We start from the raw sequence: 23,763 nt of genomic DNA, 5'->3' as shown, positions 1-23,763 counted from the left end.
TGGGTGGTGCCTGTACGTGGGTGGGGCCTACGCGGCCGTGCGGCGCGGGCGCTGCTGGGTGAGGGCCGCGCCCGCCAGCACGATCGCCGCGCCCACCGGCGTGTTCCAGCTCAGCGGCTCGCTCAGCAGGGCCACGCCCGCCGCCGTCGCGATGACCGGGATGAAGTACGTGACCATCTGCGCGGTCGTCGGGCCGACCTCCGCCACCAGGCCGTACTGCAACAGCACCGCCAGGCCCGTACCCAGGGCGCCCAGGGCGATCACGGCCAGCAGCGGCACGGCCGGGAACGACGTCGGCCAGCTGGTGAACAGGGGCGTGACCAGAGCCAGTTGGAGCGTCGCCAGACCGAGCTGCGCACCCGTCAGGGACAGGTGGGACTCCCCGCTCCCGGCCAGCGTGCGGCGTACGTAGATCCAGCCCACCGGGTAGCTCAGCGAGGCCAGCAGCGCCATCGCCGTGCCCGTCACGTCGAGCCCCGAGAAGCCCTGCCAGGCGCCCAGCACGGTCAGCACGCCGAGGAAGCCGAGGCCCAGGCCCGCCACCCGGCGCCGGGTCGGCCGGTCCTCCGAGAGGGCCACCAGCGAGAGGACCATGCCCCACAGCGGGGAGGTGGCGTTGCAGATCCCGGCCAGGGTGGAGGGGATCGTCAGCTCCGCGTACGCGAACAGCGAGAACGGCAGGGCGTTGAGCAGGAACGCCGCGACCGCCAGGTGCGCCCAGGTGCGGGCGCCGCGCGGCAGCCGGTGCCGCTTGACCAGCATCGCCCCGGCGAGCACCGCCGTGCCGAACAGCAGCCGCCCCAGGGTGACCTGGAACGGCGCGTAGGCGTGCGTACCGACCTTGATCAGCAGGAAGCTGAAGCCCCAGATGAGGGAGAGCGCGCCGAACCGCACCCGCCAGTCGAGGAGGAGGGCGCGGGGGCGGCGGGCCTCGGGGGCGGGTCCCTTGGCGGTCGGGACGGCGGCTGCGGGGGCGGGTCTCTGGGTGGTCGGGGTGGCCGGGGAGGCGGCTGCGGGGCTCATGGCCCCAGCCTGCCGTGGCACGATCTCTAAGAACAAGCGAGAATTCCTCGACCTCTTTGCTTAGCATTGCTTACATGTTGAACCTGGAGCGCCTGCGGACCCTCGACGCCCTCGCCCGGCACGGCTCGGTGAGCGCCGCCGCCGACGGGCTGCACGTCACCACCTCGGCGGTCTCCCAGCAGCTGGCCAAGCTGGAGCGCGAGGTCGGCCAGCGGCTGCTCGCCAAGAACGGGCGCGGCGTGCGGCTGACCGACGCCGGGATCCTGCTCGCCGACCACGCCGCCCGGATCCTCTCCCAGGTCGAGCTGGCGCAGGCCGACATCGAGGCGCAGCGCGGACAGGTCGTGGGGGAGGTGCGCATCGCCGCGTTCCCCACCGCGGCCCGCGGCCTCTTCCCGGCCGCCGTCTCCCGGCTGCGCCGCGACCACCCCGAACTGCGCGTGCGCACCAGTGAGTCGGAGCCCGAGGTGGCGCTGCGCGACGTGCTGCGCGGCGACGCGGACCTCGCGGTCGTCCTGGACTGGAGCAACAAGCGGCTGCCGGTGCCGGGCGGGCTGACCATGGCGCGGCTGATGGACGACGCGGCGGACGTCGCGATGCCCGCGGACCACCCGCTCGCCGGCCGTGACGCGGTGGACCTGGAGGACTTCGCGGACGACGACTGGGTGTCCTGGCCGGAGGGCGAGTTCTGCTACGAGTGGCTGGTGTTCACCCTGCGCTCCAAGGGCATCGAGCCGCGCATCGCGCACCTGGCGGGCGAGCACCACACCCAGCTGGCGCTGATCGGGGCCGGGCTCGGGGTGTGCGTGGCGCCCCGGCTGGGGCGCGGCCCGGTCCCGGAGGGCGTCGCGGTGGTACCCGTACGGCAGCGGGTGCGCAGGCACGTGTACGCGGTGTGGCGCAGCGACGCCGACCGGCGGCCGTCCGTCCAGGCCGCGGCCCGGGCCCTGCTGGAGGTGGCCGGGCAGCTGGAGTGACGGGGGACGGCGGCCGCCGCGGGTGCGTGCCGGCCACCGGGTGCGGGTGCCGGCCACGGTGTGTGGGCGTCGGCCGCCGTGCGCCGGTGCCGGTCGGGGGCGGGGTCCGCGTCGCCGCCCGTCGTCAGAGGCCGCCCAGTTTGCGGAAGTCCCAGGAGGCGATCGCCGTCGGGGTGAGCCGCATCCAGGCGTGCCGGCCGTCGTGCGGCATGTCGTCGAGCCCGAAGTTCTTGGCCGGGAACAGCCTCTCGGGAACGTCCAGTTCGGGACACGGCTCGCCGGTGCGCGGTGCCTCGCCGACGAACTCGACCGTGCCGGACAGCTCCACGCCGCGCAGCTCGCCGTAGTCCTCGCCGTCGTCGACCACCACCGAGATCCGCGGATCGCGCCGCAGCTGGGCCCAGCGCTTGGAGCGGGTGATCGAGTACAGCCACAGCGAGGTGCCGTCCCAGACGAACCACAGGGCGCCGACGTGCGGGGTGCCGTCGGCCGACACCGTCGCCACCCGGCAGGTGCGCGCCTCGCGCAGGAACGTGTCGAGCTCCTCGGGCGCCATCATGATGCGGCGGCCACGGCGCTGGGTGCTGGCGGCCATCTGCCGCCCCCTCTCCAGAGTCTGACTGAGTGTCAGAAATCATGGGGGCTCTTCCCTCGGCGCGCAATGGTGGCTACTCTCGCGCGCTCCGGGGCTCCGCCGTCGCGCCCCCGGCTCCACAGCCGGATCCGCGGCTCCACGACCGGGACCAGCCGGACCCGCGGGCCCCGGCGCCCGGTCCACCGCCGGACCCCCGGCGGATCCACGGAAGGGGAAGGGCCATGCCGTCCTTCGAACAGCTCGCGGAGCAGCTCGATCCGGCCGTCACCGTCCTGCTCACCGTCGAGTGCCAGCAGGGCGTCGTCGGCACGCAGAGCGCACTGCCCGAACTGGCGGCGGAGGCGCGCTCCTCCGGCGCCCTGCTCAACGTCGCCCGGCTGGTCGCCGCCGCCCACGAGGCGGGCGTCCAGGTGGTGCACGCCATCGCCGAGCGCCGCCCCGACGGGCGCGGCGCCAACCACAACGCCAGGCTCTTCCGCGCCGCCGAACGGCTCCCCGTGCAGCAGCACTCGGGCAGTACGGCGGTGCGCGTGGCCGAACCGATCGAGGTGGCCGACGAGGACCTGGTGGTGCGGCGGCTGCACGGGCTCTCGCCGATCGCGGGCACCGACGTGGACCCGCTGCTGCGCAACCTGGGCTGCCGCACCCTGGTGGTCACCGGCGTCTCCTCCAACGTGGCCGTGCCCAACGCGGTGTTCGACGCGGTCAACCTCGGCTACACCGCCGTCGTCCCGTCCGACGCGATCGCGGGGGTGCCCGCGGACTACACCCCCGCGATGGTGAAGAACACCCTCGCCCTGGTCGCCACCATCACCACGACCGACGACGTGCTGGGGATCTGGAAGCGCCCCCGGCGCGCGGCGAAGCCCAGTGGAGCCAAGGGCTGAGGCCGGGTCCGCCGAGGGCCGGCGGCACGAAGGGCCGAGGCCGGGTGCTCAGGCCAGCTTGATCGAGCCGCCCTCCACGGTGATCGGCGCGGCGGGCAGCGGCGTACTGGCGGGACCCGCCTTGACGCTGCCGTCCGCCGGATCGAACTTGCTGCCGTGGCACGGGCAGTTGATGGTGCCGCCGGCGACGTCCTTGACCGTGCAGCCCTGGTGGGTGCAGGTCGCGGAGAACGCCTTGTACTCGCCGGCCCTGGGCTGGGTGACCACCACCCCGCCGACGACCTTTCCGCCGCCCTCCGGGATGTCCGCGGTCCTGGCCAGCACCTTGCCCTTGTCCTGCCCGCCCCCGGTGCCGCCCGTCGCGGGCTTCTCGGCGGCCGACTGCCCGGGCTCGGCGCCGTCGCCGCACGCGGTGAGGGCGGCGGCGAGGCCGGCCGCGCCGACCGCGGCGATGACCGTGCGGCGGCCCGGGGCCCCGGGCCCGGTCCGGAGTGACTCGGTGCTCATGCTGGCTTGTCCCTTCGACGTGACGGCGCTTTGTTCAAGGGGTACGCGGCGGGGTCCCGGAATGTTCAACGCCCGGTGGTTTCACTGGCGTACGTGCCTTCCATGCCTTCCATGCCTTCTGTGGTTTCCGTGGTCTCCGGGACTTCCGGGACTTCCGTGGTTTCCGTGGCGAGTGCTCGCCGCAGGAACTCCAGATCCGCCCGCAGCAGTGTGTCCGCCACACCCTCCGCTGTCACCAGGTGGGTCTGACCGGCGAGCGGGAGCACGGTGTGCGGCCGTCCCGCCGCGAGCAGCGCCGCCGAGAACCGCAGCATGTGCGCGGGCACCACATTGGTGTCGGCCATGCCGTGGACCAGCATCAGCGGGCGCGTCAGCCGGTGCGCGTGCGCGACCAGCGAGCACCGCTCGTACGCCTCCGGACACACGCCGGGGTGGCCGAGGTAGCGCTCCTTCCAGTACGTGTCGTAGAGCGCGGGCTCGGCGGTGGCCGCCCCCGCCACGGCCGCGTGGAAGACCTCGGGGCGGTGCAGCACGGCCGCGGCAGCCAGGAAGCCGCCGAACGACCAGCCCCGGACGCCCACCCGGCCGGTGTTCAGGTCGGGGCAGTGCCGGGCGGCCGCCCGCAGCGCGTCCGCCTGGTCATCGAGGACCGGGGTCGACTGGTCGCCGTGGACGGCCACCTCCCAGTCCCTGTCGCGCCCCGGGGTACCGCGCCCGTCCACCGTGAGGACGGCGAAGCCCTGCTCCGCGTACCACTGGTTCACCGCGTGCCACCACGCGCGCGTGCGCACCGCGGTCCGGACGCCGGGGCCCCCGTACGAGTGCACCACCACCGGCAGCCGCCCGCTGCCCGGCTCGTGCCCGGAGGGCAGGTACAGCGCCGCGCGCAGCCCCCGTTCCCCCAGGGTGAGGAACTCCGGGCGCGGCGCGACCAGCGGGTCCTCCGCGAGCACGGCGACCGTCCCGGCGGGTTCGCCGTCGCGCAGGACCTCCACGGTGTGGTCCGACACCGTGCGCCGCTCCAGGACCATGGCGCCGCCGCCCACCACCGCGGTATGGGTGCCCGGTTCCCCGGTCAGCCGGGTGAAGCCGCCGCGCGGTTCGTGGCACCACACATGGGTGTCGCCGCTGTCCTCGACCGCGGTGAAGTACAGCCGCTCGCCGTCCGCGCCGAGCAGTTCGTCCACGTACAGCTCCTCGGGCGTGCGCCGCCCCGTACCGGTCATCAGCAGCCCGCGGCGGCCCTCGCGCACCGTCACCACCCAGCCGCGCTCCCGGGTGCGCAGCGGTGTGCCCGGCACGAACTCCAGCCAGGCGTCGTCGTGCCGCCGGTCGAGCACCTCGACGCGCCCACTGGCCGGGTCGGCGCCCAGCAGGTACGCGGTGCGCTGGTCCCGGGTCTGCGTCAGCGCGTACGGCCCCGACGCGTCCCAGCCCGCCGCCACCAGGTACTCCAGGGCCCGGTCCGTCCACGCCCCGCCCGGGTGCCCGTGCGCCTCGGCCTCCCCGGGCAGCTCCACGCGCACGCGCGTGCCGTCCAGGCGCACCACGTGCAGCTCCACGCGCGCGTTGGCCGTGCCCGCCGCGGGAAAGCGCAGCACCCCGGGCCGCGCGCCGGGGTCGGCCGGGTCGCCCAGGTGCAGGCGGCCCACGGGGGAGTGGTCCACCCGCACCACGAGGAGCGCGGAGCCGTCGGGCGCCCACCAGTACGAGCGCGCGCGGCCGATGGACCCGGCGGACACGTGGTCGGCCGTGGCGTACTCCACCTCCGGGCCCTCCGGCACGGCCAGCGGACGCCCGCCCCGTCCGTCGGCGCCGACCACGTGCAGCGCGCCCCGGCTCACGTAGGCCACGTGCCGGCCGTCGGGCGAGGGCCGCGGATCGCCGACCGGGCCCGCGGCGGGCAGCCGTCGCACCGGCCCGCCGTCCGCGGACGCCAGCCACAGCGCGCCGTCCACGGCCAGGGCCACGGTCCGCACGGCGTCGTCCGTCGCGTACGCGGCGACGCCCCCGCGCGCGCCCAGCGCCCCGGGGTCCACCAGCAGCCGCTCGCCGCCGCCCTGGTGGCTCCACAGCCGGGCCACCGGGTCGCGCCCGCCCGCCGAGCGCAGGAACAGCACCCGGGCGCCGTCCGGGGCGACGGTGAACGCGCGCGGCACGCCGTGCGTGAAGCGCTTGGTACGGGCCAGCTGCAGGGGCAGGTCCTCGTCGTGCACGCGGGCTTCCTCTCCTGGGACGCGGGGTCCCTTCTCGGTGCCCGCCGGGGCCGGCGGGCGGGTCGAAATCCGATCGGACGTGCGCATCCGCGCCAGTAGCCTGGGGGGATGCTCACTGAAGTCACAGCGACCCGCTACGTCACGCCGTTGCGTGAGGGCGGCTCGCTCCCCGGGATCGTCGAGGCCGACGACCTCGGTACGTACGTCATGAAGTTCACCGGCGCCGGACAGGGCAGGAAGACCCTGGTGGCGGAGGTGATCTGCGGCGAGCTCGGGCGGCGCCTGGGGCTGCGCGTACCGGAGCTGGTCACCATCCAGCTGGACCCCGTCATCGGGCTCGGTGAGCCCGACCAGGAGGTCCAGGAGCTGCTGAAGGCGAGCGGCGGGCTGAACCTCGGGATGGACTACCTGCCCGGGTCGCTGGGCTTCGACCCGCTCGCGTACCGGGTCGACCCCGCCGAGGCGGGGAAGGTCGTCTGGTTCGACGCGCTGATCAACAACGTAGACCGTTCGTGGCGGAATCCCAACATGCTGGTCTGGCACGGGGACCTGTGGCTCATCGATCACGGCGCGACCATGATCTGGCACCACAACTGGCCCGGCGCGCAGGCCTCCGCCGCCAAGCCGTACGACGCGTCCGACCACGCCCTCGCGCCGTTCGGCCCCGACGTGGCCTCCGCCGCCGCCGAACTGGCCCCCCTGGTCACCGGGGAACTGCTCACCGAGGTCACCTCCCTGGTGCCCGACGAGTGGCTGGTCGACGAGCCGGGCTTCGACACGACGGACGCCCTGCGCCGCGCCTACGCGGCGCCGCTGCTCGCGCGCGCCGCCACGATCCACGAGCGGATCACGCTGGGCGCGCCCACGGCCGACAAGCCCTCGCAGGCCCCGGGCTGGCTCACCGAGCACGCCAAGCCGTGGCCCCACCCGACCAGGAAGCCCCAGCAGGACGAGGACGCGGCCGGTGAGTGAGCAGCAGGTCCGGAGGGACGTCTACGAGTACGCGCTGCTGCGCGTGGTGCCGCGCGTGGAGCGCGGCGAGTGCTTCAACGCGGGCGTGCTCGTGTACTGCAGGGCGCGGTCCTTCGTCGCGGCCCGCACGCACCTGGACGAGGGCAAGCTGCTGGCCCTGGACCCCAAGGCGGACGTCACGGGCGTGCGCGCGGCCCTGCGGGCCGTCGAGGGGATCTGCGGCGGCGGCGAGGGGGCCGGACAGGCCGCCGGGGACGAGCCGGGGCGGCGCTTCCGCTGGCTGATCGCGCCGCGCTCGACCGTCGTACAGCCCGGTCCGGTGCACACCGGTCTGACGGCCGACCCCGAGGCCGAGGTCGAACGGCTGCTCGACCTGCTGGTGCGCTGATCGGCCCGGTGGTCCGCGGCGCCCGTTGACACCGGGTGCCAGGGCTTCTAGCGTCTCGTCTGCTGAAGCTACTAAGCGGTTGCTCAGGGACCGGGCGCCGCGGACCCCAAGGCCGAGGAGAACCAGCATGTCCACCACCGAGCAGCGCGTCGCCGTCGTGACCGGAGGGGCGCGGGGCATCGGCGCGGCCACCGCCGTGCGCCTGGCGGCCGAGGGCCGCGCCGTCGCCGTGCTCGACCTCGACGAGGCCGCCTGCAAGGACACCGTCGACACCATCACGCAGGCCGGGGGCAAGGCCCTCGCCGTGGGCTGCGACGTCTCCGACGGCGCCCAGGTCGAGGCCGCCGTCGCGCGTGTGGCCGCCGAGCTCGGCGCACCCACCATCCTGGTCAACAACGCCGGCGTGCTGCGCGACAACCTGCTGTTCAAGATGAGCGAGTCCGACTGGGACACCGTCGTGAACGTCCACCTCAAGGGCGCCTTCCTGATGGCCAAGGCCTGCCAGAAGCACATGGTGGACGCCGGCTTCGGCCGCATCGTCTCGCTCTCCTCGTCCTCCGCCCTGGGCAACCGCGGCCAGGCCAACTACGCCGCCGTCAAGGCCGGCCTGCAGGGCTTCACCAAGACCCTCGCCAAGGAGCTCGGCAAGTTCGGCATCACCGCCAACGCCGTCGCCCCCGGCTTCATCGTCACCGAGATGACCGCCGCCACCGCCGCGCGCGTGGGCATGGGCTTCGAGGACTTCCAGGCCGCCGCCGCCACCCAGATCCCGGTGCAGCGCGTGGGCCGCCCCGAGGACGTCGCCAACGCCATCGCCTTCTTCGCCGGCGACGACGCGGGCTTCGTCTCCGGGCAGGTCATGTACGTGGCCGGCGGCCCGCTCAACTGAACCGGAAGGACGAGTCACACCCCATGAGCAACCTCCCCGCACTCTCCGGCAAGGTCGCCCTGGTCACCGGCGCCAGCCGGGGCATCGGCTACGGCATCGCCGAGGCGCTCCTCGCCCGCGGCGACCGCGTCTGCATCACCGGGCGCAACGAGGACGCCCTCAAGGAGGCCGTCGACAAGCTCGGCGCCGACCGCGTCATCGGCGTCGCGGGCAAGGCCCACGACGAGGCGCACCAGGCGGTCGCCGTCGAGCGCACCATGGAGGCGTTCGGCCGCGTCGACCACCTGGTCAACAACGCCGGTACGAACCCGGTGTTCGGCCCGATGGCCGAGCTCGACCTGAACGTCGCCCGCAAGGTCTACGAGACCAACGTGATCTCCGCGCTCGGCTTCGCCCAGCAGACCTGGAAGGCCTGGCAGAAGGAGAACGGCGGCTCGATCGTGAACATCGCGTCCGTCGCCGGGATCTCCGCCTCGCCCTTCATCGGCGCGTACGGCATGAGCAAGGCGGCCATGGTCAACCTGACCGTGCAGCTGGCGCACGAGTTCGCGCCGTCGGTCCGGGTCAACGCCATCGCCCCGGCCGTGGTCAAGACCAAGTTCGCCCAGGCCCTGTTCGAGGGCCGCGAGGAGGAGGCGGCGGCCGCGTACCCCCTCGGCCGGCTCGGGGTCCCCTCCGACATCGGCGGGGCGGCCGCATTCCTGACTTCCGGACAGGCCGACTGGATTACCGGACAGACCCTCGTCGTCGACGGGGGAATCTTCCTGAATGCCGGAGTGGGCTGAGCCCGAAATTCCTGATTGACCGCTGAATGCCTCAAGTGCCCCGCCGGGCCTCACCGTTGACCCGGCGGGGCACTGCGGTATGGTCGGCCGACCCATGGCTGAACGAGGAGCGTGCACGTGTTCAACCGGACCAGTCTGCAGGTCTCTGCGGCCCTTGCGTCCATATCCCTGGTAGCCGGCTGCGGCGTTTTCTCGGAGGACGGCGGAACCGCGGACCAGAAGATCACCGTCGGCACGACCAGTGCGCCCAGCTCGCTCGATCCGGCCGCCGCGTGGGACGGCTCCTGGGAGCTGTACCGCAACGTCTACCAGACCCTCCTGAGCTTCCCCACCGGCAGCGTGTCGCCCCAACCCGACGCCGCCGACTGCAAGTTCGACGGCACCTCCAGCCAGGTCTTCCGGTGCGAACTGCACGAGGGCCTGAAGTTCTCCAACGGGGACGAGCTGGACGCCGCGGCGGTCAAGCACTCCTTCGACCGCATCATCAAGATCGACTCGCCCACCGGCCCCGCCGGGCTCCTCGGCTCCCTGAAGTCGGTGAAGACCGAGGGCGACCGCGTCGTCGTCTTCCAGCTGAAAGAGCCCGACGCGACGTTCCCCTTCATTCTCGCCGCTCCCGCCATGTCCATCGTCGACCCGAAGGACTATCCGGCGGACAAGCTCCGCACCGGGAACGAAATCACCGGCTCCGGTCCTTACGTGCTCGACGGGTACGAGAAGAAGAAAAAGGCCGAACTGTCCAAGAACCCGAACTACAAGGGCTTCGCGGACCGCAAGAACAATTCCGTCACCATCGAGTACTTCGAGGACTCCGACACCATGGTGACGGCCCTCAAGGACAAGCGGATCGACGTCATCTACCGCGGCCTCACCGCGAGCGAGGTCGTCGACCTCCAGGGCAAGAAGGGCGGCGACAGCGGCATCAACCTGGTCGAGTCGACCGGCGCCGACATCCGCTACCTGGTCTTCAACGCCAAGGACCCGGCCGTCCGCAAGCTCCCCGTGCGCCAGGCCATCGCCCAGGTCATCGACCGCGGCGCGCTGGTCTCCACGGTCTACAAGGGCACCGCCGAACCGCTGTACTCGATGGTCCCCAAGGGCATCTCCGGGCACACCACCAGCTACTTCGACCGCTACGGCGAGCCCGACCCCGCCAAGGCCAGGCGGACGCTGCGGGCCGCCGGCATCACCGAGCCCGTCGCGCTCACCCTGGGGTACACCACCGACCGCTACGGCTCCTCCACCAAGGCCGAGTTCACCGAGATCAAGCGCCAGCTGGAGGCGTCCGGCCTGTTCAAGGTGACCCTCCAGGGCGCCCCCTGGGACACGTTCCAGGAGTCCTACGGCAAGGGCGAGTACCCGGTCTTCGGGCGCGGCTGGTTCCCCGACTTCCCCGACCCGGACAACTTCATCGCCCCGTTCGTCGGCAAGCAGAACGCCCTCAAGACGCCGTACGAGAACGCGAAGATCACCAAGGACCTGCTGCCCGACTCGCGCCGCATGACCGTCCGCAAGGACGCCGCCGACGTGCTCAAGGCGGCCCAGGAGGCGCTCGTCGACGACACCCGGCTGCTGCCGCTGTGGCAGGGCAAGCTGTACGTCGCCGGCAGCGAGGAGATCGCGGGCAGCGAGCGCGCCCTCGACCCGCAGACCGTCATGCAGATGTGGGAGTTCCAGCGCAAGGCCAGCTGGTAGCACCCCCCGGGGCCCCCGGCCCGGTCGCCACCGACGCCGTCCGCACAGGTCAACGACCTGGCGGACGGCGTTGTCAGTGGTCCCCGGTAGGTTCTGTCCCAGTGGTCGAGAAGTCTTTGCGTACCGGAGGTTGTTGACGTGACCGACATCCAGATGCTGCCCGAGTCCTGGCGCGGTGTGCTCGGTGAGGAGCTGGAGAAGCCCTACTTCAAGGAGCTCACCGAGTTCGTCGAGGAGGAGCGGGCCAAGGGGCCGGTCTACCCGCCGCGCGACGAGGTCTTCGCCGCCCTCGACGCCACCCCGTACGACGAGGTCAAGGTCCTGGTCCTGGGCCAGGACCCCTACCACGGCGAGGGCCAGGGCCACGGCCTGTGCTTCTCGGTGCGGCCCGGCGTGAAGACGCCGCCCTCCCTGCGCAACATCTACAAGGAGATGAAGGAGGAGCTGGGCCACCCCGTCCCGGACAACGGCTACCTGATGCCGTGGGCCGAGCAGGGCGTCCTGCTGCTCAACGCGGTGCTCACGGTGCGCGCGGGTGAGGCCAACTCGCACAAGAACAAGGGCTGGGAGAAGTTCACCGACGCGGTGATCCGCGCGGTGGCGTCCCGCCCCGACCCGGCGGTCTTCGTGCTGTGGGGCAACTACGCGCAGAAGAAGCTCCCGCTCATCGACGAGGAGCGGCACGTGGTGGTCAAGGGCGCGCACCCCTCGCCGCTGTCCGCCAAGAAGTTCTTCGGCTCGCAGCCCTTCACCCAGATCGACCGGGCCGTCGCCGCCCAGGGCCACGAGGCGATCGACTGGCGGATCCCGGACCTGGGCTGAGCCCCGGTACGGCCTCCGGCGCCCGTCCGTCCGGGCGTCCGGCCGGGTACCCGCGCGGCTCCCGTCCGGGCGGGGGCCCCGGGCCCCGGGCGCCTGCGCGGGATCCGGAGCGGTGGCGGCTACCGTCGGCAGCGGACACCCGAGGATCGCCCGACCGGCAGCGGAGGCCGTAAGTGACGGAGCAGCAGCAGGCGTCTGACGACGCCGTCATGACCAGGATCGGGCAGGCGATGATGCTGCTGCACGGCGGCGACCGGGAAGAGGCCCGCAACCGGTTCGGGGAGATCTGGCAGCAGCTCGGCGCCGACGGCGACCCGGTGCACCGCTGCACGCTCGCCCACTACATGGCCGACGCGCAGGACGACCCGGACGCCGAACTGGCCTGGGACCTGCGCGCGCTGACCGCCGCCGAGGGGAAGGCCGCCCGTACGGCCGCCGTACGGGCCCTGTACCCGTCGCTGCACCTCAACCTGGCCGCCGACTACGTGAAGCTGGACCGCCCCGACGCCGCGCGCGACCACCTGGACCGGGCGCGCGCCGCCTCGGTGACCCTCGCCGACGACGGGTACGGCAACGGGGTGCGGGCGGACATCGCCCGCCTGGAACTGCGGATGCGGGAGGCGTAGGGGACCCGGCGCCCTGGACCGGCGAGGGTTTCCGGGGCGCGTGCACTTCGGGCGAGCGGCCTTCGGCGCGCGGTCTTCGGGGCCCGGGCCCCGGGCTTCCGCCCGGGGGCGGTCAGTCGCCTCCGTACGCGTCCGAGCAGATCCGGGACTCCGGGCTGTCCGCCCGCCAGCCGCCGTACTGCCGGCCCAGCGCGCACACGTCCGTGCCGGTGACGCGCACCGGTGGCGGGTCCTGTCGCGCGGGCGCCTGCGGGCGGGCGCGCGGCGCCTGGCGCGGCACCGACCGCTCCTCACGGTGCGCGGGCCCGGCGGGGCGCGGCGCGGGGACGTCCGGTGCGGTGGACGGCGACGGGCCCGGCGCCGCGTCCGGCGCGGGCTCCACGACCGCCAGGGCCTCGCGGGCCGGGGCGGGCACGATCTGCGGGGCGACCTCGGGCGCGGTGCGCACGGCGTCGGGCGTGGACGGGGGAGCCGGGGGAGCGGGCGGCTGGCGCACGGTGACGCAGCCGGTGACGGCGGCCGCCGCGATGCCGAGCCCGGCCAGGGCCTTCACGGTGGTGGTTCGGGAGTGCACCCGGGCAACTCTGCTGGTACGGCCACCGCTTCGGGGACGAACCGGGCCCGAATGCCCCGCACGGGTGACCTGCCCCGGCCGGCGGGCGCCCCGGACCGCGGAGCCCACCGCGCTCCACTCGTCGGCATCCGTGCGGCCCGTCGTCCGCGATATCCGCCCGCGCCGCCCCTCGGCCCGGACCCGCCCCGGTGCCGTACACCCCGACGGCATCGCCGACCGGCGCCCGCCCGTCGCCACGTATCCTGCCGACAGGGACGACCTGCGGGAACACACCCCGAGGTCACGGCACGCGACGCGGTAGGAGACCCCCGTGAACACCCCCGTGAAGATCGGCTGCATCGGGCTCGGCGACATCGCGCGGAAGGCCTACCTGCCGGTCCTCACGACCCTCCCGGGGACCGAACTGCACCTCCAGACCCGCACCCCCGCCACCCTCGCCGACGTCGGCGACACCCACCGCGTCCCCGACGAGCGGCGCCACACGGACCTCGACGCGCTGCTCGCCGCCGGGCTCGACGCCGCGTTCGTGCACGCGCCCACCGCCGCCCACCCCGAGATCGTCACCCGGCTCCTCGAAGCGGGCGTCGCCACCTACGTCGACAAGCCCCTGGCCTACGAGCTCGACGCGTCCCGGCGCCTGGTGGAGCTCGCCGAGGAACGGGGCGTCAGCCTCGCCGTCGGCTTCAACCGCCGCCACGCCCCCGCCTACGCCCAGTGCGCCGACCACCCGCGCGAGCTGATCCTGATGCAGAAGAACCGCGTCGGACTGCCCGAGGACCCGCGCACCCTCGTCCTGGACGACTTCATCCACGTCGTGGACACCCTGCGGTTCCTGCTGCCCGGGCCCGTCGAGCACACCGACGTGCGCGCCCGGATCCGCGACGGGCTGATGGAGCACGTGGTGCTCCAGCTCTCCGGCGACGGCTTCACCGCCCTGGGCACCATGAACCGCATGAGCGGTTCCACCGAGGAGGTCCTGGAGGTATCCGGGCAGGACACCAAGCGCCAGGTCCTCAACCTCGCCGACGTGGTCGACCACAAGGGCCAGCCCACCACCCGCCGCCGCGGCGACTGGGTGCCCGTCTCCCGCCAGCGCGGCATCGAGCAGGCCGTCCTCGCCTTCCTCGACGACGTGCGGGCCGGCAAGACGGTCAGCGCCCGCGACGCCCTGCGGACCCACGAGCTGTGCGAGCAGGTGGTACTGCGGGCCCAGGAGCAGGCTTCCTGAGCGCCCGCACCCCCTCCACCGCGCACAGCGCGGCCAGCACCACCAGGGCCAGGTACACGGCCCAGTCGCCCAGCCGCACGTACGGCGTGGCCGCCCGGGCCAGCGGCACCTCGTAGACCGCCGCCGCGCTCTCGTCCGTCCCCAGCGTCCCGCCGACCCGCGCGCCGTCCGGCCCGTACACCGCACTGACCCCGGTCAGCGTCGCGTGCACCATCGGACGGCCGCTCTCGGCGGCCCGCAGCGCCGCCAGCGACGCGTGCTGCTCCGGGGCCCAGCTGTGCTGGAACGACGACGTCGCCGACTGCGCCACCAGCAGCTGCGCACCGTCCCGGGCCAGCCGCCTGCTCATGTCGGGGAACGCCGACTCGAAGCACACCAGCGGACCCACCCGCAGCGGAGCCTCGCCCGGCAGCGCCATCACCACCGGCGAGGTGCCGCGCCGCCGGTCCTCGCCCGCCGCCTTGCCCACCGACGTCGCCCAGCCGAGCAGCGAACGCGCGGGCACGTACTCGCCGAAGGGCACCAGCCGCATCTTGTCGTAGCGGTCCCCGGTCGGACCGTCCGCGCCGATCAGCACGCTGCTCTTGAAGATCCCCGGCCGGTCCGAGCGGCGCGCGTCCACGTTGACCAGCAGCGGCGCACCCACCTGGCGCGACACCGCGCCGAGCCGCGCCGCCAGGTCCGCACGCGCCCCCAGGTCCGAGCCCACGCTGGACTCGCCCCACACCACCAGGTCCACGCCCTTCCCGGCCAGTTGGCGGGTCAGCGCCTCGCCCCGGTCGAACCGCGGCTCCGGACCGTCGACCACCCCCGGCTGCACCACCGCGATCCGCACCCGCCCGGTCTCCGGTGGTGGCGACACCCACCAGAACGCCGCACCCATGGTGGCGGCACACACCACGACCCCCGCCACCCCCGTCGTACGGGCCGATGGCACCGCCATGGCCAGGGTCAGCGCGGTATTGGCCGCCACCACCAGCAGGGACACCAGCCACACTCCGCCCAGCGACGCGAGCCGCAGCGCCGGGGGCACCTGCCACTGACTGGCGCCGAGCAGCCCCCACGGGCCGCCCAACCCCTCCCACGAGCGGGCCAGTTCCACCACCAGCCAGCCGCACGGCACCACCGCGAGCGCCACCACGGCCCGCCCCGGCGACGGCGCGCCCCGCAGCGCGTACCGCACGAGTCCGCCCCACGGCGCCCACAACAGACCCAGCAGGGCGGCCAGTACGACGATGAACACGTGCAGGCTCGGCATCAGCCAGTGGTGGACCGCCAGCATGAACCCCGTACCGCCCAGCCAGCCGTCCAGGGCCGCGCGGCGCCAGGTCGGCGCGGAGCGCAGGAGCAGCAGCCAGGGCACGAGGGCCGCGTAGGCCCACCACCACAGCGCCGGGGCCGGGAACGCCAGCGCGGGCAGCGCGCCCGCCGCCAGGGCCGCCGCACCGCGCCACCAGGGGGAGTCGAGCCGGGGGCGCAGGCGGGCGGGCGACCGGGGGCCGGGGGAGGCGGGGGCACCGGGCGGCGCGGAGCCGTCCGCGGGCGGCTCCGCCGGATCCGCGTGGGACGGCGGTGCCGGATCTCCCGGTGACCGTCCCGGGGGACCGTCCGCCGGTGTCCGCGGGCCGACCGGACCTCGCATGCCGCGCCTCCTCGCCGGGGTGAACCGGGCCGCTGGTGGTGCGGTCCAGTCTGCGGGAGCGGCCCGGGCGCCGACAGAGCGCGCCCCGGCGTGTCAGCGCGGGTTCAGCCCGGCTGCGCCCCGCCCGCGAGTGCCCCGGTGACGCGCCGCCACTTCTCCTGGACGACGACCGAGGTCAGCCTCCAGCCGTCGGCGACCCGGACCAGGGCGAACTCGTACCGGCCGCCGCCGACCAGTTCGTCGCCCGCCTCGGTGCGCATCGGGTTGAGGTAGTCGGCCCTGACCTCCGCCCGGTCGCCCGGGTAGCCGCCGAGGTCCTGGATGTGCACCCGGCGGTTGACGATGTAGTGCTGGCGCACCGGGAAGAGGGCGAGCACCTGGGCCAGCCAGTCGGCGACGTCGCCCGCGCCGCCCTCGATGCCCCCGGAGGAGCGGTAGTCGGCGCGGCCGCCCGCGGTGAACAGGGCGCGGTACGCGGCCCAGTCGGCGTCGTCCACGGCCACGGCGTAGCCGGTGATCAACTCGTCGATGGCGAGCCGGTCCATCACGGTCGCGAGGTCCACGCGCTGCGTCATCGGGTCAGTTTCGGGCAGCGGGCGCGCGAGGCCAAGGGGCGTGCACGCGCCACGCGCCCCCGGCGCGCGTCGGCGACCCGCCCCCGGCGCGCGCGGGGGGCGATCAGAATGGCCGGGAAAGCGATCAAGAATGGCCGAGAGTGATCTCGGGGTGGGCCGGGCGCGGCCCCTGCGGGCGCCGTCCGCAGCGCCGGGAACGCCTCCGCGGACCCGCTCCGGCCGGGCTTCGCTCAGGCCGCCTCGACGACCTCGCGGCCGATGGCCTCCGCCCACTCCGAGAGCAGCCGCTGGTACTCGGCCTCGCCCGCGGGCGTCAGGGAGCCGCCCGAGCGCAGCCAGAGGTCACGGATCTGCTCGTTGACGTCAGCGGCAGACCGCACGGAACCAGGCTCTCGGGAGTTCGGGGACATGGGGCAAGCCTACGGGTCCGGTAGGACAATCGGCAGACGCCGAACCACCGGCACTTGAACACCCGGCTTCCACCTGCGCTTTCGCGGAGCCCTTCGCCACGTCGTGGGGGATGTCACATTCGTGGCCCCCCGTGTACCGGGAGTGACGGCCCCCACGGCTCGGTCTGAGGGCCCACGCGCGCGGTGGACGCGTACCTCCGCTGGACGAGGACGGGCCCCGACGGCCCGTGGTAAGCCATGTGGGGGACCGAGTCCCGCACCCGCAGCGCCCCTTCGCGAGGGCCCGCCGGGCGCCCCCGTCCGGCCGCCGCCCCGGCCGGAACGCCGACCCGAGGAGAGAGTCCATGCCCTTCCACGTGGAGCCGTCCGGCAGTCGCTTCGAGCAGTGGCTGACCAGCACGGCGCGCAGCGCCGGGTGGTCCGTCGACCAGCCGGCGACGCGGCAGCAGATCGCGTTCCTGGCCCGGCTGGCGCTGGAGGACTGCTACGGCCCCGAGGACTGGGAGCAGATCGCCCAGTCGCTGAAGGTGGACGTCGACGCGTTCGTGGCCGCGTACACCCCCGAGATGCGCCGCCGCAGGCTCGACGGGATGCGCCGGGACCCGGTGATGGCGGACCTGGAGGCGCACCTGGACGACGCCGCACGCGACTGAGGACGCGCGCGGATCGTACGGCGGCGCGTCAGCCGGCCGACTCGCCCGCGTGGGGGCTGAGGACGCCCATGCCGACCAGGATGAAGAGGACGATGCCGAGCAGGACGCGGTAGATCACGAACGGCATGAAGCTCTTCGTGGTGATGAACTTCATGAACCATGCGATCACGGCATAACCCACCACGAAAGCGATGACCGTCGCGAAGATCGTCGGGGCCCAGGAGACGTGCCCCTCGCCCGCGTCCTTCAGCTCGAACACGCCCGAGGCGAGCACCGCGGGGATGGCCAGCAGGAACGAGTAGCGGGCCGCCGCCTCGCGGGTGTAGCCCATGAGCAGGCCGCCGCTGATGGTGGCGCCGGACCGGGAGACGCCCGGGACCAGGGCCATCGCCTGGCAGAGGCCGAAGATCAGGCCGTCCTTGACGCCCAGCTCCTTCAGGGTCTTGCGGTCCCTGATCGCGCGGTGCCGGCCGCCCGTCTCGTCGCGGGCGGCCAGGCGGTCGGCGATGCCGAGGACGATGCCCATCACGATGAGGGTGGTCGCGATCAGGCGCAGGTCGCGGAAGGGGCCCTCGATGTGGTCCTTCAGCGTCACGCCGAGCACGCCGATCGGGATCGAGCCCACGATGACCAGCCAGCCCATCTGGGCGTCGTGGTCGGAGCGCATCGACTTGTCGAACAGCGACCGCGCCCACGCCGACACGATCCGCACGATGTCCTTGCGGAAGTAGATCAGCACGGCGGCCTCGGTGCCGATCTGCGTGATCGCCGTGAACGCCGCTCCGGGGTCCTGCCAGCCCGCGAACGCGGCGGTCAGGCGCAGGTGCGCGCTGGAGGAGATGGGGAGGAACTCCGTCAGCCCCTGGACGAGTCCGAGGATGAACGATTCGAACCAACTCATGGGGCCTGGGCCGTCCCGGATGTGCGCGTGCGGTCAAGGGCAAGGGGAGTAAACGGTGCAAAGGGTGTGACGGGCGCCGTAGTGATCAGCGGCCGGACGCCCGCAGCGTACCGCCCCCGGGTGAATGACCTGCCGTCAGGTGCCCGCGCGCGCCCGGCGACGCCCTCGAACGGACCGCTCGACGCCCCCGGCCGGACCGCTCACGCCGCCCGGACCGCTCACTCCGCCGGACCGCTCACTCCGCCGGACGCGCGGCGAGCCGGTGGCGCTTGCGCCACGCCACGACCGCCGCGCCCGCGCCCGACAGCACGATGAACCCCATCGCCGCCAGGAACGCGGGAGAGGTGGGCGAGGACGCCGTGCTGCCCGCGACGACGTACGCGGCCGTGTTCGGGACCGAGCCGAGGCCGGTGGCCACCAGGAACGGGACGTAGCCCATCCGGGACACCGCCGCGCAGTAGTTGGCCGCGGCGAACGGCACCCCCGGGAACAGCCGGATCGCCATCATCGAACGGAAGCCGTGCCGGCTCAGCTGCCCGTCCGCCGCCTTCAGCCACCGCCCGCGCACCAGCGGGCGCAGCGCGTCCTGGCCGAGCACCCTGCCCAGCGTGAAGGCGATGCCCGCGCCCAGCACCGTCCCGGCCAGCGAGGACGCCAGGCCCGCCTGGGTGCCGAACAGGGCGCCCGCGGCGATGTTCAGGATCGGGCGCGGCACGAACGCCGCGGTGCACAGCCCGTACGCGAGACCGAACAGCACCACGGCCGGGCCGCCCGCCGACTGCGACGGCCAGCCCGAGGAGAGCATTCTCTGGGGTTCGAAGAGCAGGACGGCCGCGGCGGCGGACGCCAGCAGCAGGACGAGCAGCGACAGCCGGGACCACGGTGAGAGCAGTGCTCGGCCGCAGCGGAGGACGAAGCCGTCCTGGGGCCTGGTGACGGAGTCGAGCATCCGGGGAGGGTAACCGAAGAGGGTGTCTGATCGCCGTAACGCACACCTCGCCGACGAACCGGAACCAATCGGGCCGCGCGGACGTCTCAGGCCCCGGCGCCGCGCCTCGGCCAGGTCCCGTCGCGCCCCCATGGGTTCTTCAGCGCCTCGCGTCTTCACAGGTTCTTCAGCGCCTCGCGCACCGACAGCGGGGACAGGCGCGCCTCGTTGCGGGTCACGAACGCCCGGACCTCCGCCGGGTCCGTCTTGGCGTACTCCCGCAGGCTCCAGCCGATCGCCTTGCGGACGAAGAAGTCCGGGTGGTCCGCCCGCCGCAGGCAGTACCCGAACAGCCGCCCGGTGTCCGTGTCCGCCTTGAACCGCAGCTGGTGCAGCAGCGCGGTGCGGGCCGTCCACAGGTCCTCGTCCCCGATCCACTCGTCCATCCGCTCCGCGAGCGCCGGGTCCGCGCGCACCAGGCCCCCGACCACGTGCGCGGCCAGCAGGTCGACCGTGTCCCACCACGACACGGTCCGCACGAGCGCGCGGGCGACGGGCAGGAAACCCGAGGAACAGCGGCCCACGTGCCGGCGCAGGTAGTCCACGGCGAAGTAGTGGTACTCCCGCTCCGGCAGCGCGAAGCAGCGCAGGGCGATCGCCGCGCAGTCGGCCTCGGCGGGACGTGCGGTGCCTTCGAGGACCGCACGGGACAGCGCGCGCCGCTCGGGCGTGCGGATGCCCAGGAACGGGGCCGCGCCCTTCATGTACGCGACCATCTCCTGCGCCCGGAAGGGGTTCCCCGCGGGCGGGTACGCCGCGGTGAGCCGCCGCATCACGTCGTCGGCGAGCACACTGTCGGGCGGTGCGGGGGACGGTGGCGCGGAGGACATGGGGCCACGGTACGGCGGGACGGGACGACTACGCGCGCGTACGCGTGCCCACATCCACCACTACGCGCGTACGCGTGCCCACTCCACGCCCCCCGGCGCGGTCGTCCGCAGCGGCCGTCGGCGGTGCGCGGAAAATCGTTCGACGCCGACGCGCGCGTGGACGAGGATCTGCCCCATGCCCCGGTACGCCTTCCCCTCAGCGCCGTCCGCAGTCGCGGACACGCCGAAGGCTGCCGTCACGGCGTCCACCGCATCCACCGCGTCCCTGGCGCCCACCGCATCCACTCCGTCCGCGGCATCCACCGCGGCCGCGGCGCCCCTCGGCGGCGCCCGAAGCTGACCCTTCCCGGATCGTCCGGCGGACCCCGCAGGGGGAGGGTCGGTCGGTCCAGGGGTCCCCGTCTCCGCACACGCCGGAGACCACTCAGCATCGAGCTCCGAGGAACGAGCCATGCCCAAGACCGCCTTCGTGCGCACCAAGCCCCACCTCAACATCGGCACCATGGGCCACGTCGACCACGGCAAGACCACGCTCACCGCCGCCATCACCAAGGTCCTCAGCGCGCGCGGCACCGGCGCCTTCGTGCCCTTCGACCGCATCGACCGCGCCCCCGAGGAGGCCCGCCGCGGCATCACCATCAACATCGCGCACGTCGAGTACGAGACCGACACCCGCCACTACGCCCACGTCGACATGCCCGGGCACGCCGACTACGTCAAGAACATGGTCACCGGCGCCGCCCAGCTCGACGGCGCGATCCTCGTGGTGTCCGCCCTGGACGGCGTCATGCCGCAGACCGCCGAACACGTGCTGCTGGCCCGCCAGGTGGGTGTCGACCACATCGTCGTCGCCCTCAACAAGGCGGACGCCGGGGACGACGAGCTCACCGACCTCGTCGAGCTCGAAGTGCGCGAGCTGCTCACCGCGCACGGCTACGGCGGCGACGCGACGCCCGTCGTACGCGTCTCCGGCCTGCGCGCCCTGGAGGGCGACCCGCGCTGGACGGGCGCGATCGAGGCGCTGCTCGACGCCGTCGACACGTACGTGCCGACGCCCGAGCGGTACGTCGACGCGCCGTTCCTGCTGTCCGTCGAGAACGTGCTCACGATCACCGGCCGGGGCACCGTCGTCACCGGGGCCGTGGAGCGCGGCACCGTACGCGTCGGCGACCGGGTCCAGGTCCTCGGCGGGTCCGCCGCGGAGACCGTCGTCACCGGCCTGGAGACGTTCGGCAGGACCATGGAGTCCGCGCAGGCCGGGGACAGCGTCGCGCTGCTGCTGCGCGGGGTGCCACGGGACGCGGTGCGCCGGGGGGACGTGGTCGTGGCGCCCGGCAGCGTCACCCCGAGCCGGCGCTTCACCGCGCGCGTGCACGTCCTTTCGGGCGCCGAGGGCGGTCGCGGCAACCCGGTCGCCACCGGCTACCGGCCGCAGTTCCACCTCCGTACCGCGGACGTCGTCGGCGAGGTCGACCTCGGCGCGGCGGGTGTCGCCCGGCCCGGCGACACCGTCGAGATGACCGTCGAACTCGGCCGTGACGTACCCCTGGAGGCCGGGCTCGGCTTCGCGGTCCGCGAAGGCGGCCGCACGGTGGGCGCCGGAACGGTCACCGAGGTGCTGTGACGCACCACGCACGACGCGCCGGGCCGTACGACCCCGTACGGCCCGGCGCGTACCCGTCCGTTCTCGGCAACCCACAGGGATCACCCACAGGGATCAGTCACGGGGATCAGCCACAGGGATCGCCCACAGGACCTTCAACAGGGGGGCATCCACAGGGGCAGACGGGCACGCGCGCGGTGGTGCACACTGCGCTCCATGACGGACACGGCGGACACGGCGGACACGGCATTGGTGCTCGGCGGCGGGGGACTCACCGGAGTCGGCTGGGAGATCGGCATCCTGCACGGCCTCGCACGGGCCGGCGTGGACCTCACCGACGCCGACCTCCTCGTCGGCACCTCCGCGGGCTCCGTCGTCGCCGCCCAGGTGCGCTCCGGCGTGCTCACCCTGCCCGAGCTGTACGAACGCCAACTCGCCGCCCCCGAAGGAGAGATCGCCGCCGAACTCGGCCTCACGGTCGTCCTGCGCTACGCGCGCGCTGCGCTCACCGCCCGCACCCCGGAGGCGTACGGCCGGCGCATCGGCCGGATGGCCCTGGCCGCGAGGACCGCTGACGAGTCCACCCGCCGCGCCGTCATCGCCGGGCGCCTGCTCTCCCACGACTGGCCGGAGCGCCCCCTCACCGTCACCGCCGTCGACGCCCTCACCGGGGAACTGCGGGCCCTCGACGCGGCCAGCGGCGTCCCCCTCGTCGACGCCGTCGCCGCCAGCTGCGCCGTCCCCCTGGTCTGGCCCGCCGTCACCCTCGACGGCCGCCGACACATCGACGGCGGCATGCACTCCTCCGCCAACGCCCACCTCGCCGCCGGGTACCGCCGCGTCGTCGTCATCGCGCCCCTCACCCTCGGCGGCGGGCCGCTGGCCACCCCGGCCGCCCAGGCCGCCGCCCTCACCGCCCGTGGAGCCCGCGTCCTGCTGATCACCCCCGACCAGGCCGCGCGGAAGGCCTTCGGCCGCAACGCCCTCGACCCCGCCCGGCGCGCCCCCGCCGCCCGCGCGGGCCTGGCCCAGGCACCCGCGCACGTCGAGCGGGCCGCCGCCCTGTGGGCACAATGACCGGGTGGACGACCAGATACCCGTGACCCGCGCCGTGGACAGCGGCACCGCCAAGCTCATGCCGGACGTGGACCGGGACCGGGCCTGGCTGCTCACCGTGGACGGCGCGCCCCAGTCGTACGTCGACCTGGACGACCCGGAGCACCTGGAGTTCGAGTACGCCCGGCGGCTGGCCCACGTCCTGGACGGCGCCGCGCCCGAGGGCGAGCCGCTGGACGTGGCGCACCTGGGCGGCGGGGCCCTCACGCTGCCCCGCTACCTCGCCGCGACCCGGCCCGGCTCGCGCCAGGACGTCGTCGAGTTCGACCGCGCGCTCCTCGACCTGGTCACCGAGCACCTGCCGCTGCCCGACGGCGTCCCCGTCACGGTGCACGCCGCGGACGCCCGCCAGTGGCTCGCGCGGGGGCTGGCCGAGCGGTACGACGTCCTGGTCGCCGACGTCTTCGGCGGCTCACGGGTGCCCGCCCACCTGACGTCCCTGGAGTACGCGCGCGCCGCCGAGCGCGTGCTGCGGCCCGGCGGGACCTACGCGGCGAACCTCGCCGACGGCGCCCCGTTCGACTTCCTCCGCTCCCAGCTGGCGGTCTTCGCCGCCGTCTTCGCGCACGTCGCCCTCGTCGCCGAGCCCGCGATGCTGCGCGGACGGCGGTTCGGCAACGCGGTGCTCGTCGCCTCGCACCAGGAGATCGACGTGGCGCACCTGGCGCGGCGGGCGGCGGCGGACCCGTTCCCCGCGCGCGTGGAGCACGGGGCGGCGCTGCGGGCGTTCACCGGGGACGCGCGGCCGGTGGGCGACGGGGAGGCGGTCGCGTCCCCGACACCGCCGGGAGGGTCGTTCGGCATCGGCTGAGGGCGTACGGGGCGGGGCATGCGGGGCGTACGGGCCGGGGTCCGAGCGGC

25 protein-coding genes are annotated in these 23,763 nt (G+C 74.0%); 14 read left to right on the top strand and 11 right to left on the bottom strand.

Features of this window, described 5'->3' with window-relative positions; translation table 11 throughout:
* Positions 1–27: 27 nt before the first annotated feature.
* Entirely contained in the window at positions 28–1,023 is a 996-nt protein-coding gene (locus ABT160_RS31980; RefSeq protein WP_351651430.1) for a DMT family transporter, read from the bottom strand.
* A gap of 74 nt (positions 1,024–1,097) precedes the next feature.
* Between ABT160_RS31980 and ABT160_RS31975 the strand changes: the two genes are divergently transcribed.
* Positions 1,098–2,000, top strand: a complete 903-nt coding sequence (locus tag ABT160_RS31975) for a LysR family transcriptional regulator (RefSeq protein WP_351651429.1) — start codon at positions 1,098–1,100, stop codon at positions 1,998–2,000.
* Between the two features lie 124 nt (positions 2,001–2,124).
* Here the strand turns inward: ABT160_RS31975 and ABT160_RS31970 are convergent, their stop codons facing one another.
* On the bottom strand, positions 2,125–2,595 hold the full coding sequence (locus ABT160_RS31970) for a pyridoxamine 5'-phosphate oxidase family protein (RefSeq protein WP_351651428.1): 471 nt from the start codon (positions 2,593–2,595) through the stop codon (positions 2,125–2,127).
* Between the two features lie 221 nt (positions 2,596–2,816).
* On the opposite strand from ABT160_RS31970, the gene ABT160_RS31965 reads away from it, so the two are divergent.
* Complete coding sequence (locus tag ABT160_RS31965) at positions 2,817–3,482, top strand: cysteine hydrolase family protein (protein ID WP_351651427.1); 666 nt, start codon at positions 2,817–2,819, stop codon at positions 3,480–3,482.
* A 48-nt stretch (positions 3,483–3,530) separates the two neighbouring features.
* On the opposite strand, the gene ABT160_RS31960 is transcribed toward ABT160_RS31965, so the two are convergent.
* Both ABT160_RS31960 and ABT160_RS31955 read right to left on the bottom strand, forming a co-directional pair.
* A complete protein-coding gene (locus ABT160_RS31960; RefSeq protein WP_351651426.1) occupies positions 3,531–3,989 on the bottom strand; it encodes a Rieske (2Fe-2S) protein in 459 nt (152 codons plus the stop codon).
* A 65-nt stretch (positions 3,990–4,054) separates the two neighbouring features.
* Entirely contained in the window at positions 4,055–6,205 is a 2,151-nt protein-coding gene (locus ABT160_RS31955) for a prolyl oligopeptidase family serine peptidase (protein WP_351651425.1), read from the bottom strand.
* A 108-nt stretch (positions 6,206–6,313) separates the two neighbouring features.
* Here ABT160_RS31955 and ABT160_RS31950 point away from each other — a divergent pair, with 108 nt between their 5' ends.
* The 7 genes from ABT160_RS31950 to ABT160_RS31920 all read left to right on the top strand — a co-directional run bounded on the left by ABT160_RS31950 (position 6,314) and on the right by ABT160_RS31920 (position 12,382).
* Positions 6,314–7,177, top strand: coding sequence for a HipA family kinase (locus tag ABT160_RS31950; RefSeq protein ID WP_351651424.1), 864 nt, complete (start codon positions 6,314–6,316; stop codon positions 7,175–7,177).
* A complete protein-coding gene (locus ABT160_RS31945; RefSeq protein WP_351651423.1) occupies positions 7,170–7,565 on the top strand; it encodes a DUF3037 domain-containing protein in 396 nt (131 codons plus the stop codon). Before ABT160_RS31950 ends, ABT160_RS31945 begins: the two co-directional genes overlap by 8 nt.
* Positions 7,566–7,692: 127 nt before the next feature.
* Entirely contained in the window at positions 7,693–8,454 is a 762-nt protein-coding gene (gene fabG, locus ABT160_RS31940; protein WP_351651422.1) for a 3-oxoacyl-ACP reductase FabG, read from the top strand.
* A gap of 23 nt (positions 8,455–8,477) precedes the next feature.
* Complete coding sequence (locus ABT160_RS31935; protein ID WP_351651421.1) at positions 8,478–9,239, top strand: SDR family oxidoreductase; 762 nt, start codon at positions 8,478–8,480, stop codon at positions 9,237–9,239.
* Positions 9,240–9,356: 117 nt separating this feature from the next.
* Complete coding sequence (locus ABT160_RS31930; protein WP_351651420.1) at positions 9,357–10,934, top strand: ABC transporter substrate-binding protein; 1,578 nt, start codon at positions 9,357–9,359, stop codon at positions 10,932–10,934.
* Positions 10,935–11,087: 153 nt separating this feature from the next.
* Positions 11,088–11,756: a uracil-DNA glycosylase gene (gene ung, locus ABT160_RS31925; protein WP_351651439.1), complete on the top strand. Its 669-nt coding sequence runs from the start codon at positions 11,088–11,090 to the stop codon at positions 11,754–11,756.
* A gap of 173 nt (positions 11,757–11,929) precedes the next feature.
* The gene (locus tag ABT160_RS31920) at positions 11,930–12,382 is read left to right on the top strand and encodes a hypothetical protein (protein WP_351651419.1); all 453 of its coding nucleotides are present in this window, start codon (positions 11,930–11,932) and stop codon (positions 12,380–12,382) included.
* Between the two features lie 112 nt (positions 12,383–12,494).
* On the opposite strand, the gene ABT160_RS31915 is transcribed toward ABT160_RS31920, so the two are convergent.
* On the bottom strand, positions 12,495–12,956 hold the full coding sequence (locus tag ABT160_RS31915) for a hypothetical protein (RefSeq protein ID WP_351651418.1): 462 nt from the start codon (positions 12,954–12,956) through the stop codon (positions 12,495–12,497).
* Positions 12,957–13,278: 322 nt separating this feature from the next.
* On the opposite strand from ABT160_RS31915, the gene ABT160_RS31910 reads away from it, so the two are divergent.
* Positions 13,279–14,184 (top strand): Gfo/Idh/MocA family protein, encoded by a 906-nt coding sequence (locus ABT160_RS31910; RefSeq protein WP_351651438.1) that lies wholly within the window; start codon positions 13,279–13,281, stop codon positions 14,182–14,184.
* Here the strand turns inward: ABT160_RS31910 and lnt are convergent.
* The 3 genes from lnt to ABT160_RS31895 all read right to left on the bottom strand — a co-directional run bounded on the left by lnt (position 14,108) and on the right by ABT160_RS31895 (position 16,811).
* Entirely contained in the window at positions 14,108–15,826 is a 1,719-nt protein-coding gene (gene lnt, locus ABT160_RS31905; protein WP_351651417.1) for an apolipoprotein N-acyltransferase, read from the bottom strand. The genes ABT160_RS31910 and lnt overlap by 77 nt on opposite strands.
* 104 nt (positions 15,827–15,930) lie before the next feature.
* Positions 15,931–16,401 (bottom strand): nuclear transport factor 2 family protein, encoded by a 471-nt coding sequence (locus ABT160_RS31900; protein WP_351651416.1) that lies wholly within the window; start codon positions 16,399–16,401, stop codon positions 15,931–15,933.
* Between the two features lie 230 nt (positions 16,402–16,631).
* Entirely contained in the window at positions 16,632–16,811 is a 180-nt protein-coding gene (locus ABT160_RS31895) for a hypothetical protein (RefSeq protein WP_351651415.1), read from the bottom strand.
* Between the two features lie 344 nt (positions 16,812–17,155).
* Here ABT160_RS31895 and ABT160_RS31890 point away from each other — a divergent pair, with 344 nt between their 5' ends.
* The gene (locus ABT160_RS31890) at positions 17,156–17,464 is read left to right on the top strand and encodes a hypothetical protein (protein ID WP_351651414.1); all 309 of its coding nucleotides are present in this window, start codon (positions 17,156–17,158) and stop codon (positions 17,462–17,464) included.
* 28 nt (positions 17,465–17,492) lie between these two features.
* On the opposite strand, the gene ABT160_RS31885 is transcribed toward ABT160_RS31890, so the two are convergent.
* The 3 genes from ABT160_RS31885 to ABT160_RS31875 form a co-directional block, all read right to left on the bottom strand.
* Positions 17,493–18,365 (bottom strand): undecaprenyl-diphosphate phosphatase, encoded by an 873-nt coding sequence (locus ABT160_RS31885; RefSeq protein ID WP_351651413.1) that lies wholly within the window; start codon positions 18,363–18,365, stop codon positions 17,493–17,495.
* 235 nt (positions 18,366–18,600) lie between these two features.
* Positions 18,601–19,314, bottom strand: a complete 714-nt coding sequence (locus tag ABT160_RS31880) for a TVP38/TMEM64 family protein (protein WP_351651412.1) — start codon at positions 19,312–19,314, stop codon at positions 18,601–18,603.
* A gap of 155 nt (positions 19,315–19,469) precedes the next feature.
* The gene (locus ABT160_RS31875) at positions 19,470–20,183 is read right to left on the bottom strand and encodes a DNA alkylation repair protein (protein ID WP_351651411.1); all 714 of its coding nucleotides are present in this window, start codon (positions 20,181–20,183) and stop codon (positions 19,470–19,472) included.
* Between the two features lie 451 nt (positions 20,184–20,634).
* Between ABT160_RS31875 and tuf the strand changes: the two genes are divergently transcribed.
* From tuf to ABT160_RS31860, 3 genes are all read left to right on the top strand, one after another.
* Entirely contained in the window at positions 20,635–21,807 is a 1,173-nt protein-coding gene (gene tuf, locus ABT160_RS31870; protein WP_351651410.1) for an elongation factor Tu, read from the top strand.
* Between the two features lie 195 nt (positions 21,808–22,002).
* Complete coding sequence (locus tag ABT160_RS31865; protein ID WP_351651409.1) at positions 22,003–22,863, top strand: patatin-like phospholipase family protein; 861 nt, start codon at positions 22,003–22,005, stop codon at positions 22,861–22,863.
* A 4-nt stretch (positions 22,864–22,867) separates the two neighbouring features.
* Complete coding sequence (locus ABT160_RS31860; RefSeq protein WP_351651408.1) at positions 22,868–23,713, top strand: spermidine synthase; 846 nt, start codon at positions 22,868–22,870, stop codon at positions 23,711–23,713.
* Positions 23,714–23,763 lie beyond the last annotated feature (50 nt).

It is taken from the genome of Streptomyces sp. NPDC001941 (genome assembly GCF_040296945.1).
Lineage (GTDB): Bacteria > Actinomycetota > Actinomycetes > Streptomycetales > Streptomycetaceae > Streptomyces.
This window is presented reverse-complemented; position numbering and strand designations above follow the sequence as displayed.